The organism is Lelliottia wanjuensis, from assembly GCF_030238365.1.
GTDB classification, from domain to species: domain Bacteria; phylum Pseudomonadota; class Gammaproteobacteria; order Enterobacterales; family Enterobacteriaceae; genus Enterobacter; species Enterobacter wanjuensis.
In genome coordinates this window covers 1-17915 of the sequence record NZ_JASSOT010000064.1, presented here as the reverse complement: position 1 = coordinate 17915, position 17915 = coordinate 1, and the positions used below count along the sequence as shown (strand labels likewise).

The following is a 17915-nucleotide window of genomic DNA, read 5'->3' as shown; positions in this document are numbered from 1 at the left end:
CCGATCCTGAAATGAAAAACGCGAACAACGGGACGTTTCCATCCCGTTGTTCGCGCTGGTGTTTTACTGCTGTTGACGTCTTACCAGGAGTACTTGCCGCCCACCTGGCCCTGAACGCTGGAGTAGTTGTCTTTCCCGGCTTCGACACCGGTGTTGACCCACAGCGTCCAGTTTTCGCTGACCTTCGTCTGGGCACCGACTTTCGCTTCGTAACGGCTCACCGGCACTGACTGGTTCACGGTCACATTGTCCATTTGCACGCTGTTATCGCTCCCGCCGTGCCACCAGTTCAGCTCCACGTACGGCTGAGTGACGGCCTCAGTACCGAGTTCGCCATACAGACGCGCGCCGAGACGGGTGGTGACGCCGCCGGAGTCCTTGCTCTTAATACGTGTGCCGTTAGATTCCGTGTAGTCCCCCTGGCTGTAATCGGTGTACAGGGTCTGGAACTGTGGCTGAATAGTCAGCGCGCCGAGCGGCAGGTCGTAGCCCGCTTCGACAGACGCCATCCAGTTGTGCGAATGGTATTTCTCTTCCGCCAGGTCGTCGCCCTTCACGGTGTTATGGAAGGTGCCGTACTGCACCCAGGTGTCGACATACGGACCGCTTTTCTGATCCGCCGCGCCGCCATACCAGGTGCCGTACAGGCCCACGCTGTAGCCATCCAGTTTACCCGTCGCACGGTTGCCGGCATTTTTCGCATCGCTGTCGGTGTCGACGTGGGCATAGCCCGTCATCACACCGGCATTGATACGCTGGTTGCCGAAGTCATGGCGGAAGATATCGCTGCCAATGCGCAGGATACTGGTGTTGGAGCCCATCGACAGGGCACCGTCAGCCCCTTTGCTGTTGGTGCGACCGGCGTCGAAGTGCGCCCAGGTGGCCGGCGCATCTTCGCCGCTCTGACGGTTTTCATCGCTGCGATCGTGCAGGGTGTTCATGAACACGCTGTTGGCCATGCTCTGGTTCGCCAGCCATGCACCGGCTTCCGGACGCAGGGCGGCGGTGGACTGCAGATACCAGTCCCCGTCGCTGGCCTTGTTGAGGGCGTAATCATAGGCCCCGGCCACCGCGCGGCCCTGAAGCACAAAGTTCCCGCCGGACTGGCCCTGGACGTCGACCAGCTTGATCCCGTTTTCGGTCCGGTCACCCAGGCCGTGCATGTTGTTGACCGTGACACTGGTGTTGCCGCTGGTGCTGCCTTTCACCGTCAGTTGGTCGTGTGCGGAGTTATCGCCGCCGAGCGCGCTGTTGACCCACAGCTGGCCGTCGTGGCTGCTGTAGTCGCCGTTCACCACCAGGTTGTTGCCCGGGGTGGCGCTGGTCAGGTCAATCACGCCGCTGTTGTCAACAGAGCCCGCCACGCTGCCGTTGCCTTTTAAGGCGGCGGCTTTTGCCACATAGACGGTGCCGGTGCTGCCAAAGTCGCCGTTCACGTTCAGGGCACCCTGAGTGATGTGGGTATCGCCGCTGTAGGTCTGATTTTTACCCACGGTGAGCATACCCGCCCCGGTTTTCTCCATGCCGCCTTTGCCGCTGATGGCATTGTTGAGCGTCGCGTCCGTCGCTGAATCGAGCACCAGATTGCCGTTATCCACGACGTTCGCGGTGCCCAGCGTGCCGGCGCCCTGTGCCGTCAGCTGGGTGCCGCTGGCAACGTCGATGCGACCGGCAAAGGTGGATGCCGTATTGTTCAGCGTTACCTGCGAGCTGTTTTTGAGTGACAGGGTGCCGTTGCCGGCGAGCGCATTGTTCATGACGCCGTTCGCGCCGGACAGGTTCAGGTTACCGGCCAGATCGACCGCGCCCGTGCCCAGGCCCTGCGTATTGTCGAGAGTGACCGTGGCCGGTTTTGCAATGTCTGTCTCAGCGCTTAACCCCTGGTTCGCGCCATGAACGGTCAGTTCACCGGCATCCACATCCAGCTGACCGCCGCCGCTGAGCGTGCCCAGGCTTTCGCCGCCCTGGGCGATGGAGAGTTTACCGCCATTGAGGTTCAGGCTGCTGCCTGCGGCATTGTGCAGGGACGTGACGGCCTGCGCTTTCCCGTTCATGTCCAGCCCGGTACTTTTCGCGAGACTCAGGTCTGCGGTGTGGCCTAAGGCATTGTCGCTGCCCATCTGCACGCTGCCGCTGCTGATCGTGGTGTTGCCGGTGTAGTCGTTGTCTGTGTTGCTGAGGATCACGTTACCGCTGGCCTGAACATCGACGTTACCCGCCCCGGTGAGCTGTGCGCCCAGGGCGTTGTCCTTGCCAGGCTCATTTTGCAGCACCAGCGTTTGTCCGGCATTGACGTCGAAGCGGGTCAGATCATAGCCCGCCCAGATGCCATCGGCAGCCACGACGGCCGCATCGCCGTAGGTCGCGGTGCCGATCTGCTGGCCGTTCTCACTGAAGTCCACGTCAACAGGGTTGTGCAGCGAGTTACCGTTCTGATCCAGCAGGGTCAGGTGAGTGCCGACACCGGTGACGTCGCCGGTGGCTTTCACAACCTGCACGCCATGCACGTTATCCTGAGCGAACCAGGACGGGTTGGTGGAGATCACCGGTGGCGTGAGATCGGTCGGGATATTGGCCTGAATGGTACCGCCCGCGCTGCCATCGAGGTTTTTGACGGTGAGCACATCCGGGTCGGTGCGGGTGTTGTCGACGACGAGGGTCCCGCCGCCGGTCGTGAAGCCGCCAAGGGTACGATCGTCTTTCATCGTCGCGATGCCGGTTTTGGTCAGGGCCAGGGTCGCGTTCGCCAGCGCTTTCTCGGCGGTGTCATCGAGCGTCAGATTACCTTTCTGCATCTCAAGGGTGCCGGTAAATGCGGTGCCCATGCTGCCGGAGATATGGAACTCATCGGTGATGTTGCTCTGATTAACCGCCAGAGTCCCGTTACCGGTGAGGACATTGGTGAAGGTGTTGCTGAGGTTATTGAGGGTCAGTTTGCTCTGAGCGCCGTCGAGCTGAACGCCTGAATTTCCAAGCTGAGACTGCTGAGTCATGCTCGCGCTGCCGGTGATATCCCAGCCGCCGGTGAGGGTGGTGGCGTCTTCGTTCAGCACAATATTTTGACCGCTGACTTTAACTTTACCCGCACCCGTGACTTCGTTGGTGAAGGAAGCATCACTGAACGCCAGATCGACATTCGCCCCTTGCTGGAGGTTAATCTGTCCGTTGCCTGCCGCCTGGCTGTTCTCCAGAGAGACTACACCACTCTGTACGTTCGTGCCGCCAGAAAAGGTACTGTTGCCACCCAGAGTCAGGGTACCCGCACCGCTTTTGACTAGTGAACCGGTGCCTGAAATCACGCCGTCAAATTTGTCCGCGCTGGCGTTATTCACGCCCAGGTTTGCACTGCCCAGGCTGATATCCCCGGCCCCGGTTAATTCTTTTAACGTTTGAGCGTTGTTATTGAGATTAAGCGTGGCGCCGCTGGCGACATCTACGCTACTACTGCTGTCCAGTGTGTGGGCCACTCCAGTCGTCAGCGTGCCAGCCTGGACAGAGGTCGCGCCGGTATAGGAGTTGACCGCCGACAGCGACTGGTTACCTGTGCCTGCCTGTGTGAGTGAACCCGTGCCTGAAATGACGTTGTTGCTGACGGCATCTTTGCTGCTGTTAAAGACCAGGCTGCCGTTATCAATGATATTGCTGTCAATAATGCCATTCGTTCCCAACGTAAGCACGCCGCCTTCGGCGATGGTTGTTCCACCGTTAGGATCAAATTGTTTGATATGCCCGGTGATGGTTAAATCACCTTCAACATAAAGGGTATCAGCCGTGCTCCCGCCCAGCTCAACATTTCCTCCAAGCTGCCAGTGACTGTTGGCCGCCGATGTGAGCTTTACAAATTTCCTCCAGGTCTCAGCCATACCAATCATATCGCCATTTTCAATGGTCGTTTCATCATCATCACTGGTGAGTGTGATGGTATTTCCCTCGCTTGCACTGAAAATAGCACAACATCCACCACTTAAAACAGAACCTGTGCCGAGGATAACTGAGTGGTTACCTACTGTGTTGTAGCCATGACTATTCTGACCAGATTCGCCGTGGTCCAGTTCTATGGCCGCACCCTTAGGACTGCTGATCGTGCCGTGGTTTATAATCGTACCGTTTAGAAAACCTATGGCATTCAAACCTGTATCAGTCGGATCCTGTTTAGCACGAATTGTTCCATTATTAGTGAAAGTCAAACCGTCGTTACCATTTAATTGCAAAGCATCTGATATTGTACCCTTTTCTACCACATAGTCGGTATCCCCGTCGTAAGCGCGAAAACTTGTGCTGTTACCAATAACCGTTGTGGCCTCTGAGGTTCCTGATACTGCTGCTAGTATGGCAACGGAGAGCATACGCATCTTTAGCGTATTTTTGTTTTTATGATGAAGGCGGGTGTGAGGGTGTTTTGGCATGCTGCTGTTCTCCTTGAATTAACCCTCACGCTATTTCAGGCGAGCAGGGCCATTTCCATTTGTGACGATTAAGTAATAACCCTGGGTGAACATATCCTGATCTCGTGGCTGTCTTGTCCATTAACGTCGCGATGAATAAGTGGCGTTAATAAGGGTTCCATTCCAGAAATAAATCAATAAACACAACGTTGACTGGCATAACACTTTGAATTACAAATGAGTTTTATTATTGTCAAGTATGTAAAGAGATTAAACCTGAGATAATATACAAATGACAAATCTAAGGTGATAGTGTTTTATTAAATAAGTATTTATAAACAATTGGGTGTGATTACGTAACGCTATGATTTTTATACTCATAAACTCATGCGTCGTGATTTGTCTTTACATATATATCTATTGGTCTCTTTTTTAAATCATTTTTATATTAGGTTCAATTATATTATTCAATCGTTTATTGTGAGCGTTTTCAATAAATATAATGGCGTGTTAAAAGGTTGACGCTCTTTACAGCGGGAAAACTGCTGAGGTTATTAAAGGGGCGCGGTTATCCAAAGACAGGGCGGGAGTAGTGGGATTTAAGATAAACTCATTAAGAAAAGAGATCTGAAAATGTGACAGCGAAATGCCTGTCACCCTTTTCAGCGCGGACAAATGCCGTCACCCGTTATTGTTTGTTATCTTCTGCAGCCATTTTCGCCATGAAATGATCTTCAATTTTCGTAATAATATTGGCGAAGTTATCGTTGCCCATCGCGCTTTTATTGTAGTTAAGATATAAATCTGCCGGTTCAATACTGAATTCTGGCTGCAATATTTTTAACCCCATCGCATCGGCAAAGTTTTCGGCAAACCATTTTGGCACAAAGCTTAAGGCGTCGGTTTTTGCAGAGATCGCTGCGTTGACTAAAACCGAACTGCTGTTAAAGGTAAAATTGCGCGCATCAAGGTTATTATCAATATCGCGCTGCACGCGTTTTAGCCCTTCGGTATTGACGTTCAGGAAGGTGGAAGTGACCTCTTTCATCCCTTCACGCGTGAGGTTTTGGTCCATACGGGGATGATCTTTGCGGCACACTGGCACGACATGCTCTTTCAGGCAGCGTTTGGAGATAACGGATGCGCTGTAATAAGGATGCGTGTCGATGACAATATCCGCTTTGCGATAGGTAAGGATATCTTCCCCATTGTTCAGCAGTGAATCAGCCGATAAGTGCACGATTTCACAAGGGATTTCGCTTTGATTAATTTCGGCACAGAGGTCGGGCAACATGCGCAGCGCCAGATAGGGTGACGCGTAAATGACAATACGATGCGGTGTGGTTTGCGTCGAGAAATTGATAATCGATTCAATGATACTGCCAAAGTTTTTCCCGATTTGTTCGTGGAGTTTTATAGCAACCGTCGTCGGCTCAATTCTTTGCCCGGTGCGAACAAATAAGGGATCGGCAAAGTGCAGTCGCAATTTACTCAAGGATTGACTGATCGCCGAACCGCTGGAGTTTAACGTTTCGGCTGCTTTTTTGACGCTACCATGGGTAAAGACAGCTTCAAAAATTAATAATAAATTAAAGTCAAAGGTATGAATGCGTTCAAAATTTGATGTATTTTTGTCATTTGACATGATTCACATACTTCCCGAAGATATAATTGAACAAATTATCGACTACTGCTTAATTGTTTATTCATCATTAGACGATGCATTTAGACGAAGTCAGAATAATGCCCGCTAAAGAAATTAACAATTAATCAGTGATATAGCCATAATCAACAAGTATAGCGTAACGGGTACGATTGAGAATATAAATAACCATCAATTCTGTGCGGGTTACGTCGCTTTTTCAGCCCTCTGATTACGGACTTGTGTAGGACAGCCTTGTCACGCGTGCATTTATACCGATCTGTTCAGCGCCCCAGACGGGGGAATACGCCCGGCCATCACGACGTTGATCAACTCGGCGACCGGCATCGGTTTGCAAAAGTAGAACCCCTGCAGGAAGTCGATCTTTTTATCGCGCAAATATTCGGCCTGCGCCATCGTTTCAACCCCTTCGGCGATGATTTTCAGATGCATGTTTTTGGCCAGGGCAATCAGACTGTCAACGAGGCGCGTATCGGCGCTGACACCAATCTGGCTGACGAACATCTTATCGATCTTAATAAATTCCGGATTCAGGGCAGAAATGTAGGACAGATTGGAATAACCAGTGCCAAAGTCATCCAGCGCCACGGAGATATTGGAGCGTCTCAGGGCGGCAAACCAGTTGCTCAGCTGCGGGGTGAAATGCAGTGGGTGTCTTTCCGTGATTTCCAGCACTACATGGCTTTCATTCACCAGAAATTTTTGTAAAAGCTCGCAGGTGTCTTTCTCAAAATGAGGATCGAGACAGTTCTGGGCGCTGATATTAATGCTGATGTATACCCCTGGCGGGAAGCGGTGGATCTGATGCTCAAGATCGGCAATCACCTGCTGAATCAGCAGATGGGTCAGCGGCACGATCAGATCGTGTTTTTCCGCCATAGGGATGAATACGTCAGGTGAAACATAGCCGTAGATCGGATGACGCCAGCGGGCGAGGACCTCAACACCGGCAATTTGCCCCGTCTCTGCGTTGACAAAAGGCTGGTAAAAAGGGGTGATATGACGCTGAGCGATAGCCGCTTTCAGGGTTCTCACCGTCGGGTCGATCTTCGGGGTTTTGAGCCATGAAAGTGCGCGGGTCCACGGGGAACCCATATCGGTCAGGATCGCGTGTTCTTTTTTAAGGATGTTTTCCATCTTTCACTTTCATCGCAATGTCGTCAGGCGATCCGTAAGAGAGCGCCTGACGAGCGTGGGAATTAAATCAGTGGACCGGGATTAAAACTGTACCCAGTCGTTCTGATCCTGAGCGGCTTCTTTTTTGGCGGCGTTCAGGGCAACCACGTGGCCCTTCGTTGCCGGGCGAACCTCAACGCGCGGTTGCGGCGTTTTGCTCACACGGAAAATCGACACCACTTTTTCGAGCTGTACGGCCTGATCTTCCAGCGAGCTGGCTGCGGCAGACGATTCTTCGACCAGTGCCGCATTCTGCTGCGTGGTGGTATCCATCTCGGCCATCGCCTGAGCAATCTGGGAAATCCCGCGGCTCTGTTCGTCCGTCGCGCTGGCGATTTCGCTCATGATGTCGCGAACCTGCGCCACCGATTTCTCGATTTTGAACATCGCTTCGCCCGCGCCTTCCACCAGGTTAAACCCGGTATCGACGTGGACCGCTGATTCGCGGATCAGGTTTTCAATCTCTTTCGCGGATTGCGCACTGCGCTGGGCGAGGGTGCGAACTTCTGCGGCGACGACTGCAAAACCTTTGCCCTGGTCGCCCGCACGAGCGGCTTCCACGGCGGCGTTCAGCGCCAGAATGTTGGTCTGGAAAGCAATGCTGTTAATCACGGTGGTGATCTCAGAGATGCGATGCGAGCTGAGTCGCACGTTTCTCATGGTATCGATCACTTTCTGCGAAATCTGGCTGCCTTCGCTGGCATTAAGGGACGCCTCTTCAGCCAGCACACGGGCCTGGTTGGCGTTTTCCGCATTCAGCGCGACGGTAGAGGTCAGCTCTTCCATGCTGGCAGCCGTTTCTACCACGGCGGCAGATTGCTGCTCGGTACGTGCGGATAAATCCATGTTGCCTGCGGCAATTTCCGTGGAGGAGCGGGCGACGCTCTCCACGCCTTCGCGCACATCATTGATGATGTTTTTCAGGTTTTCGTTCATGGTCGAGACGGCCTGCATCAGCAGCCCTGGCTCGTCGCGACGATCGCTGGTCAGCGTGCTGGTCAGATCGCCTTTGGCGATCTGCTCGGCGACGCGCAGCGTTTCATTCAGCGGACGGGTAATTGATTTGGTGATGGCTAACGCCAGCATGATACCGAGGGCAATACCGATTGCCGCCACGATGGTCATCTGCAGCTGCACGCTATCCACGGTCTCGACCACTTTTTGCTGCTGACGGGCGAACATCGACTGGATAGTGTCGATCAATGTCACCGCTTTAGCCGTCATGGTATCTGACAACGTCGACTGTTCGGTCCAGAGCAGCTCGTAGTTATCCAGTTCGCCTGCAATCGTCTGCATATCTTTGATGCTGGAATTCAGCCAGGCTTTTTGATCTTCCGGAACCACCTGCAGCAGCCCTTCACATGCGGTTTCCGCGGTGTTCAGACGCGCCAACAGGCCGTGTTTGAGCTCGTCCGTTGGGTGTTGCTTGTACAGAGTGGCCTGACTGTCGATATCGCTCATGATGAAAGCCACCTGTGAAGCCACCAGGGCCTGCTGGGTCGTGAGCGTATTGCTGTGGCTTAACTGGGAGGCGATTTCTGAGTTGTTGCTGATATTTTGCGTGCTCAGTTTGCTTTCGCTTTCCTTTTTCTCGCCCACGGCTTTCACAAACGGCGTCAGGGAGGCCATGTAGTTCTTCACCGCGTTATCGGTGTTATCAACGGAGGTTTTACCCTCTGGCGTCCAGTTGTAGGTTTCCAGGTTGGCGATCATCTCCTGCATACGCTGGGCTGCCACATTGGTCTGATCCAAAAACTTCGGATCCTGGGTGTAGCCATAGTTTAAACGGGCCAGACGCACGGCAGAAAGGGCGTTGAACAGCCCGGTAGTGTGTTCGTTTTTCTCGACGCGGTCCTGAATACTGTTAATTCCCAGCATCCCGGCAGTCAAAATGGCAAGGGTCACCAGGAGCACGGTGGCGAAACCGAAGAATAACTTCCTGCTGACTTTTAAATTTCCAAAGCTGTTCATTACACTCATTTATTTATCCAGTACCGGCCTGTGCCGATTAACAATATTTTACTGCTATGCGTTTCATCATTAAGGGGAAGAAAAAATTGATAACCAGGGAGATAAAAAAAAGCCCTTTGCACTCGGTGCTAAGGGCAAAACCGCTGAATTGACATCACTCATTCAGGGGATCAGACTTCTCCTTTTTTTTGTCAGAATGAGCAGGGAGTTCACTCATTCTATAATAAACAGGGACGACATCTTGATAGTTAATGATGTAACCGTGCCCTCTAATATTTCGAATAAAATCATCTGGCAGCCCAAGAAGATTGAGTTTGTTATTCAGGTTATGCAGTACCTGCCATAACCGCTGGGTCGAAGGACTTAAATTATTGTCCTCCCAGATTTTTTCAAACAACTCTTCTTTGGCGATAACTTTCTTACGACCATGTTCCAGCAGATAGAGAAAAAGCCGCAACATGGTTTCATTAAAATATATTGACGCAAACGCCACGCTTTTATCGGTATGGCTGCCGGTGAGCCGGTAAAGCCTGCGATTAGAAATATCAAAATGAATTTCTTCACCGATCATAAAGCCATATAGACGATAGCCCATCTCTTATATACCTACTTTAGAGTAAACCTGACATACGCCACTGGGAATAACGCTTTTTAGAGACCATACATTTTATAAGGTGGATTATATGGCTGCTATCAGGGCTTTCCAATACACAACCCCATGCGCTATAAGAAACCCTGTGTTTAAGCTTCGTTAATAGAGTTTCCATTCACATATGGCTAATTGGTAGTGTTAATGACTGCCTTTCATGTTGTTCGTGGTTTTATGTGCCAAAAATTCGTTATCGATCAACCCATCAACATAAAGTTGTGAATTTCTAATGCCATTTAGCATTAATCGCTGATTGCGGGAACTCATGATAAAGATTTCTCCTGCTCGTGCTTTCGATACCGACAACTTTAAGAATTACCTGACAAAAAGAGGAGTGAAGTTATATGATTTATACTGAGTAAGGGAGGAGAGCGTGGCGCTGAAAGTGTCGATAAGAAGCGGAAGTGGTTTTTTCAACCTGCTGATATATAATAATTAAATTCTGAATCAGGTTTTTTATGACAACTTGCGAAAGTACTATGAAGAAAGTGTACCTCATCAACGATACCTTGCTCTTTGAACCTGATCTTCGCCGACTGGGGCCCCTGGAAGGGTACCCATACCGGGCCACCACCCTGCATGGGCCGGTCAGTGAATGCCTGCTTTTGTTGTTAGAAAACAACGATCAGGTCGTGAAGCAGCGCACTTTCTTCGCCTCGGTGTGGGAGAAACAGGGCACTATTGTCAGCACCAATGCCCTTTACCAGACGATTTCTCAAATCCGTAAGGTGCTGAAATCTGCTGGCATGGAAGAAAACATCATTAAGACTCTCCCTAAGGAGGGTTTTAAGTCGATTGCGCAGGTACGTGTGGGGGAGCTGGGTGAGTTTGTCTCTCCGAAGAAAACAGCCCCGGTTTTCGTTTCATCCGAGGAATCTGTTGAACCGGAGCCTGTCAGCGTTATCACGCCTGAGGTTCGTCCTAAGCGCTCATTTTTTCACTCGCCGCTGGCATTTGGGCTGGCCGGTTTACTGTTTATTATTTCATGCAGTGTACTTTATTCCGTCATGAAAGTGGGAAAGCCCTGGCTGGTGGATTATCAGTCCGTCGGGCAGGTTAACGGCTGTGCGCTTTATTCCTCATGGCATGAAAATGAGAAAAGCCGTGAAATGTTTGACGCGCTTTCGAAGCGCTTTGCTATTCAGTGCAAACCCGGTGGCACGGCCTGGATGACGGTCAATTTCGCGCAGCAGGGGAATACGGTGATTGTTTGCGACCGCCAGCCTCAGGATATTGCTGCGCAGTGCGATTCTATTATTTACAGGCAGCATAATCATGAAGATGAATAAAACCGCTCTGAGCTGGACGCTGATCGCGCTGGCGATCGTCACGCCGCTGCTTTATGCCTGGTACATTCACTATCAGCGCAATCATTTTAGTTGCGAGTCGCATCTCACCATTGTGGATGATAATTATATTCTTGATGTTGTCGCCGATTATTCTTTTAGCGGCGGCACAGGGAATTATGAAACCTCCGGGGATTATATTCAGCTGGGACAGTCGCCGGTTGCTATTAGCAATAAAATTGAGTTTAACTACTGGCGGGAAGGGGATAGCGTCATTATGGTGTCCAGTGACACCAATGAGCGGCCGAAGAGAAGCCAGGCTTTCAGGCATAATATCCCCGATTTCTTTCAGGTTCGCGACCGGGGACTCAAGATGGAAATAATACCGGCGAACGCTTCCAGCTATTTATTTATCTATGGCAATGCGCCTGTGTTTTATTGCACTAAGGGATAAACTCCCGCCGGGCTGAGCCCCGCTCTACGCACGCCATTCTCATCCTGTTGCCCATTTTTACGCTTGATCATATAAAGATAATGAGTATAGTTCTCATTCTCTTTAGTGTTTGTGGGCAGCGACGGACGATTCCCGCATCAACAGTGAGCGCAGATCTCACACGGAACACTGAGTGTTAACGGTGGAATCTGCACTGGCCTCACAGCCTGTCAAAACAACCCTAATCGCACAGCAGCATGCGACGCAGTTTCCCGCCTGATTCTCTTTTTGAACGGTAAAGGATGTTCCTGATGACAAAAAAATTGTCCGCGCTGGCGCTGCTGGTGGCTGCCTCTCTTTCCGGCTGTGCCGCGCAGCACGCCGCCAAACCTGCTCCTGAAGCCCAAACCACGGTCACCGCCCCGGCAGAAACCGGCGTGATAAAGCGTGAACTCGCCGACGGCCTGTACGAAATGGTGCTGAGCCCGAAAGGGGACGCGCTATATGTGGCGAGCTCGGAAGGCTTCAAGGATGTGCAGGGCGGGGTGATCTACAAACTCGACCCAGCCACGCTGAAAACCATTGGCCGCAGCCATACGGATCTGAAAAACTTCGCGCTGGCGATCTCCCCGGACGGCAGCACCGTCTATGCCACCAACTCGCTCGACGGCGGCATCAGCGCCATCAGCACCGCCGACGGCAAAGTGAAAAACCGTCTGCTGTTTACCGAGCGTAACAAAGAGGGCTTCCCGTACGGCGCGCGTCAGGTTCTGCTCCATGACGGCACGCTCTATATCGGTGGCGTCGCCGATCCGGCGGTGGTCTGGGTGGTGGATGCCGAAACCCTGAAACTGAAAAAAACCATCAAAAACGCCGGACAGTGGGTGACCGGGCTGCTGTGGTCTGAACAAACGCAGCGCATCTATGTTGCCAACGGCGGCGGCGAAATCCTGATCGTCAACCCGCGCACCAACCGCATCGAAAAACGCTGGAAGCCGCTCGGCGACAAACCGGCGCTGCTGCTGAACATGGCGGAAGACAAAGCCACGGGCCGCCTGTTCGTGACTGATAACTCCAAAGCGAAAACCACGCTGGTGCTGGATATCCACACGGGTGACGTGCTTAAGCAGCTCGATGTGGGCGATTCGCTGGCGGTGAAATTCAACGCCAAACGCAATGAGCTCTACATCACCCAGCGCGAAAGCGGGAAACTGCTGAGCCTGGATGCCACCACCTACGCCGTCAAACAGAGCTGGGATCTGCCGCCGAATCCAAACAGCCTGCTGCTGTCGGACGATGGCCAGACGCTGTTCGTGACCGTCAAACAGCCTTTCAACAAAGACCACTCGACTAACGGGCCGGACAGCGTGGTCAGAATTGCACTGAAATAAACCTCTTATAAAAATCAGGCCCGGCAACGGGCCATTTTGCGCGAAAATTGAACGAGTTAGTCATGACCCATACCAGAATGAACAAAACGCTGCTGGCGCTCGCCATCGGCGCGGTAACGCACTCCGCCTTTGCGGCGGACACCCCAAAAGAAGAGACGCTTGTCGTCCAGTCTGCCCCGGCCAGCAATTTCAAACCGGGCGGCGACCAGCTGGTTCCCGCGTTCCTCGACGGCCAGGTCGCTAACGGCGGCCGCATGGGCATGCTCGGCCAGCAGAACGCGATGGACGTGCCGTTCAACATCATCAGCTACACCTCGAAACTGGTGGAAGATCAGCAGGCTAAAACCATCGCCGACGTGGTCGCCAACGATGCGGGCGTGCAGTCGGTGCAGGGCTACGGCAACAGTGCAGAAAGCTATCGCATTCGCGGCCTGAAATTCGACGGGGATGACATGACCTTCGGCGGATTGTCCGGCGTGCTGCCGCGTCAGGTGGTGGATACGCAGATGGTCGATCGCATTGAGATCTTCAAAGGGGCCAACTCACTGATGAACGGCGCGGCCAGCTCCGGCGTCGGCGGGATGATCAACCTCGAGCCGAAACACGCGGGCGACACGCCGCAGGCCAAAATCGGCGTGGATTACACCTCAGACTCGCAGATCGGCACCACTCTGGATGCGGGCCGTCGCTTTGGCGAGGGCGATCAGTTTGGCGCACGCGTCAACCTGGTCCACCGCGAAGGCGAGGCGCCGGTTGCCAACGACCGCCGCCGTACCACGCTGCTCTCCACGGGCCTCGATTACAAAGGCGACAACTTCCGCACCTCCGTGGACATGGGCTATCAGAAGAAAACCTTCCACGGCAGCGAAACGGGCGTGAATATTTCCGCCGTGGATTTCGTCCCGACGCCGCCGAAAAACGATCGTAACTACTCGCAGAAATGGGCCTACAGCAACATCGAAAACGAATTCGGCATGTGGCGCAGCGAGTACGACATTACCGATAACTGGACCGCTTACACCGGGCTTGGCGCGCAGCACGCTCACGAGGAAGGTTTGTACAGCGGCGCGAAGCTGGTCGATAAGAGCGGCAAAGCGACGGCAACCCGTCTGGATACCAACCGCATCAGCGACTCTATGAGCGGGATGGCAGGCATTCGCGGCAACTTCGATACCGGTTTCGTCTCGCACAAAGTCAACGTCGGCTACTCGGCGATGACCAAAAACGAAAAAATTGCGTGGAAGATGTCGGCGGCAGCGGATAACCCGGTCACTAACATCTATCACAACACCGGCGTCGATAAGCCTGACAGCAGCAACTTCAATGGCTCCGGCGGTAACTACAGCGATCCGCTCACCAGCGGCCGCACCCGCACGCAGGGCTGGCTGCTGAGCGACACCCTCGGCGTGCTGGACGATAAACTGCTGTTCACCGCCGGCGCCCGTCATCAAAAAGTGGTGATTCGCGGATACAACAAAAAAACCGGCGCGGAAAACCCCGCCGATGGCTTTGACGGCAGCCGCTGGATGCCGACCTACGGCGTGGTTTACAAACCGTGGGAAGAAATTTCGCTCTACGCCAACCACACGGAAGCGCTGCAGCCGGGGAAAACGGCGCCGAATACGGCAACCAACTACGGCCAGAGCACCGGCATTGTTCACTCGAAGCAGAACGAAGTGGGGGTGAAAACGGACTTTGGACGCGTGGGCGGCTCGCTGGCCCTGTTCGAAATTAAGATGCCGTCGGCGATCCTCGACAGCGTGACCGGACACTACGGTCTGGACGCCGAGCAGCGTAACCGCGGCGTTGAGCTGAACGTGTTTGGCGAGCCGATGCTGGGGATGCGTCTGAACGCCAGCGCCACCTGGCTGCAGGCGGAGATGACCAAAACCAACAATGGCCTCAACCAGGGCAATAAAGTCATCGGCGTGCCGAACTTTTATGCGGTGCTGGGGGCGGAATATGACATCAAACCGATCGACGGCCTGACGGCGACGGCGCGCGTGAATCACTCTGGCTCGCAGTACGCGGATCTGGCGAACAGCAAAAAGCTCGACAGCTACACCACGCTGGATCTGGGGATGCGCTATCGCTTCGCGGTCAACCATAACCAGAATCAGATGACCGTGCGGGCGGGTATCGACAACGTAACGGACGAAAACTACTGGGCCAGCGTGGACGATTCCGGAACCTATCTGTTCCAGGGCGAGCCGCGGACCTTTAAAGTCTCCGTCGGCTACGAGTTCTGAGTTTTACCCTCGTTATCAGGGGCACGGATGCCCCATCCATTCTTATGCGTGGGCTAACGCAAATTCTATCGCCGTATGAACGGTCACCACCTGTGCTCGCGTACAGGCTTCAGGCGTGGTGTCCGGGCTGTCCGGATAGACTTCCGTGGTGGTGGTAAACGGCGCGCCGGTCAGGGTGGCGCACAGGTGGTAAGCATTGTTGTCGTACTCCACCACACCGTGGCTGACGACCGGGTAGTCCAGCATGTTGCCGTTCTTATCCGCAGGGGCGATATGGGTCACTTTCTCCACGGCAGCAATAATGGCCGCCTGGAAATCGAGCCGTGAATTCTGCGTATCGCTCACCAGATAGTAGCCGTCGGGAATGGTTCCCGGCTCAAACGCTTCGCCGTCTCGCGCGGCTTTCGCCGGGCGGAACTCGCTCTCGTCGCTGTCGGTGGTTTCGTGCAGATCGACGTGCAGGAGGAATTTGCCTTTCAGCGGGGCGGTGTACGCCATCAGCGCGCGGGCCTCTTCACCTTCGCCTTGCGGGTAAAACTGGCGGTTGGTATCGACGGCATCATAAGTCCAGCGGGTAATGTGCTCGTAGGCCCACGGGCTGACGCACGGCACCACCAGTAAATTGATTTTCCCCGCGTACTCGTTCTGATACTCAGAGAGGAAACTCAGCGCGCCCATCACGCCGCTGGTCTCATATCCGTGAACGCCACCGGTGATCAGCGCAACGGGCAGGCTGTCGTCCCAGTTTTGGGTTTTCACGGCCATCAGCGGGAATGTCCGGTCGCCGTAGTGCAGTTCCCCGTACTGGCTCACGTCGTAGCGAGGTTTGAGCGCATCAATGGCTTCCAGTACGTCAGTCTCATAGCTTCTGAAACGCGTCTGGCTCTCGCGCCACTGCTGCTTTTCAGCCGCGGTCCATGGCTTGCCTGGGGTTCCGATAGGGTAGAACGGTTTCACAGTCATAGGTCACTCTGTCAGGTTGGGGTTTTCAACATCATACCCAGCCGCGATTTCGAATTCATCCCGGTCTTTGCGATCCGGCCTGCAACTTGCTCCTGCTGACCTGAAGTGTTAAAAGGTGCCCCTTCTATAAAAATACACAGGGGTCAGACGTGAAAGACGCGTCATCCGCTTCAGACAATGCGGTTTCTGAAGCCTCGTCGGAACAGACACCGACGCTGCAACGTGGTTTGCAAAATCGACATATTCAATTAATTGCCCTCGGCGGCGCGATTGGCACCGGGCTGTTTCTCGGCATCGGGCCTGCGATTCAGATGGCTGGTCCTGCTGTTCTGCTGGGATACGGTATTGCGGGCGTGATCGCCTTTCTGATCATGCGCCAGCTCGGCGAAATGGTCGTCGAAGAGCCGGTATCCGGCTCCTTTGCGCACTTCGCTTATAAATACTGGGGTCCGTTTGCGGGCTTTCTTTCCGGCTGGAACTACTGGGTGATGTTCGTGCTGGTCGGCATGGCGGAACTCACCGCCGCAGGCATCTACATGCAGTACTGGCTGCCCGACGTTCCGACGTGGATCTGGGCCGCGGCCTTCTTCATCATCATCAACGCCGTGAACCTGGTGAACGTGCGCCTGTACGGCGAAACGGAATTCTGGTTTGCGCTGATCAAAGTGCTGGCGATTATCGGCATGATTGGCTTCGGCCTGTGGCTGCTTTTCTCCGGCCACGGCGGCGAGCGCGCGAACATCGACAACCTGTGGAAACACGGCGGCTTCCTGGCGACCGGCTGGAACGGGCTGATTATGTCCCTGGCGGTGATCATGTTCTCCTTCGGTGGGCTGGAGCTGATCGGCATCACGGCGGCAGAAGCGCGCGATCCGCACAAAAGTATCCCGAAAGCGGTCAACCAGGTCGTTTACCGTATCCTGCTGTTTTATATCGGTTCGCTGGTGGTTCTGCTGGCGCTCTATCCGTGGGTGGAAGTGAAATCCGACAGCAGTCCGTTCGTGATGATTTTCCACGACATGAACAGCAATCTGGTGGCCTCGGCGCTGAACTTCGTCATTCTGGTGGCCTCGCTGTCGGTCTATAACAGCGGCGTGTACTCCAACAGCCGTATGCTGTTTGGCCTCTCCGTCCAGGGCAACGCGCCGAAGTTCCTGACCCGCGTCAGCCGTCGCGGCGTGCCGGTCAACTCGCTGCTGCTCTCCGGAGGCATCACCTCGCTGGTGGTGCTGATCAACTATCTGCTGCCGAAAGAGGCCTTTGGCCTGCTGATGGCGCTGGTGGTGGCAACCCTGCTGCTGAACTGGATCATGATCTGCCTGGCGCACCTGCGATTCCGCGCGGCGATGCGTCGCAAAGGGCGCGAGACGCAGTTCAAAGCGCTGCTCTACCCGGCGGGTAATTACCTCTGTATCGCTTTCCTCGGGATGATCCTGGTGCTGATGTGCACCATCGACGACATGCGCTTGTCGGCGCTGTTGCTGCCGGTATGGGTGGTGTTCTTGTTTGCGGCGTTTAAGTTGTCGCGCGGCAAAGCGGCCTGATTAGCCTCAGCGGTACATTGTTTTCTCGGGCCTACAACACCCTGAATATTCTGGGTTTTGTAGGCCGGGTAAGCGCAGTGTATGACCGGATACATAGGTGACAGATCAGACCGGGAACATAGGTAACACTTTCTAGTCTATCCGGACCACACTCTCGGTTTTTCGGTCGTAGTACGCAAGCGTTATTCCATTAAAGATGATGGCC

Annotated in this window: 11 protein-coding genes; 5 read left to right on the top strand and 6 right to left on the bottom strand. The window is 53.9% G+C overall.

The window, feature by feature from the left end; translation table 11 throughout:
• Positions 1-80: 80 nt before the first annotated feature.
• The 5 genes from QQF33_RS16185 to QQF33_RS16165 form a co-directional block, all read right to left on the bottom strand.
• Complete coding sequence (locus tag QQF33_RS16185; RefSeq protein ID WP_285158157.1) at positions 81-3863, bottom strand: autotransporter outer membrane beta-barrel domain-containing protein; 3783 nt, start codon at positions 3861-3863, stop codon at positions 81-83.
• A gap of 1210 nt (positions 3864-5073) precedes the next feature.
• Positions 5074-6030 carry a LysR family transcriptional regulator gene (locus QQF33_RS16180; protein WP_285158156.1) on the bottom strand — a complete coding sequence of 319 codons (957 nt, stop codon included), beginning with the start codon at positions 6028-6030 and terminating at the stop codon, positions 5074-5076.
• A 267-nt stretch (positions 6031-6297) separates the two neighbouring features.
• Entirely contained in the window at positions 6298-7185 is an 888-nt protein-coding gene (locus QQF33_RS16175; protein ID WP_285149973.1) for an EAL domain-containing protein, read from the bottom strand.
• Positions 7186-7266: 81 nt separating this feature from the next.
• Positions 7267-9204 (bottom strand): methyl-accepting chemotaxis protein, encoded by a 1938-nt coding sequence (locus QQF33_RS16170; protein WP_285149974.1) that lies wholly within the window; start codon positions 9202-9204, stop codon positions 7267-7269.
• A 145-nt stretch (positions 9205-9349) separates the two neighbouring features.
• Entirely contained in the window at positions 9350-9790 is a 441-nt protein-coding gene (locus QQF33_RS16165) for a winged helix-turn-helix domain-containing protein (protein ID WP_282493878.1), read from the bottom strand.
• 533 nt (positions 9791-10323) lie between these two features.
• Between QQF33_RS16165 and QQF33_RS16160 the strand changes: the two genes are divergently transcribed.
• The 4 genes from QQF33_RS16160 to QQF33_RS16145 all read left to right on the top strand — a co-directional run bounded on the left by QQF33_RS16160 (position 10324) and on the right by QQF33_RS16145 (position 15203).
• Positions 10324-11133, top strand: coding sequence for a transcriptional regulator (locus QQF33_RS16160; RefSeq protein ID WP_285158155.1), 810 nt, complete (start codon positions 10324-10326; stop codon positions 11131-11133).
• A complete protein-coding gene (locus QQF33_RS16155; RefSeq protein WP_285158154.1) occupies positions 11120-11584 on the top strand; it encodes a hypothetical protein in 465 nt (154 codons plus the stop codon). The genes QQF33_RS16160 and QQF33_RS16155 overlap by 14 nt, the downstream gene beginning before the upstream one ends.
• Positions 11585-11874: 290 nt before the next feature.
• Complete coding sequence (locus tag QQF33_RS16150) at positions 11875-12954, top strand: YncE family protein (protein ID WP_285158153.1); 1080 nt, start codon at positions 11875-11877, stop codon at positions 12952-12954.
• Positions 12955-13016: 62 nt separating this feature from the next.
• On the top strand, positions 13017-15203 hold the full coding sequence (locus QQF33_RS16145) for a TonB-dependent receptor (RefSeq protein ID WP_285158152.1): 2187 nt from the start codon (positions 13017-13019) through the stop codon (positions 15201-15203).
• 42 nt (positions 15204-15245) lie between these two features.
• On the opposite strand, the gene QQF33_RS16140 is transcribed toward QQF33_RS16145, so the two are convergent.
• Positions 15246-16166, bottom strand: a complete 921-nt coding sequence (locus QQF33_RS16140) for a M14 family metallopeptidase (protein ID WP_285146712.1) — start codon at positions 16164-16166, stop codon at positions 15246-15248.
• A gap of 149 nt (positions 16167-16315) precedes the next feature.
• Here QQF33_RS16140 and pheP point away from each other — a divergent pair, with 149 nt between their 5' ends.
• Positions 16316-17710: a phenylalanine transporter gene (gene pheP, locus QQF33_RS16135; RefSeq protein ID WP_285158151.1), complete on the top strand. Its 1395-nt coding sequence runs from the start codon at positions 16316-16318 to the stop codon at positions 17708-17710.
• Positions 17711-17915 lie beyond the last annotated feature (205 nt).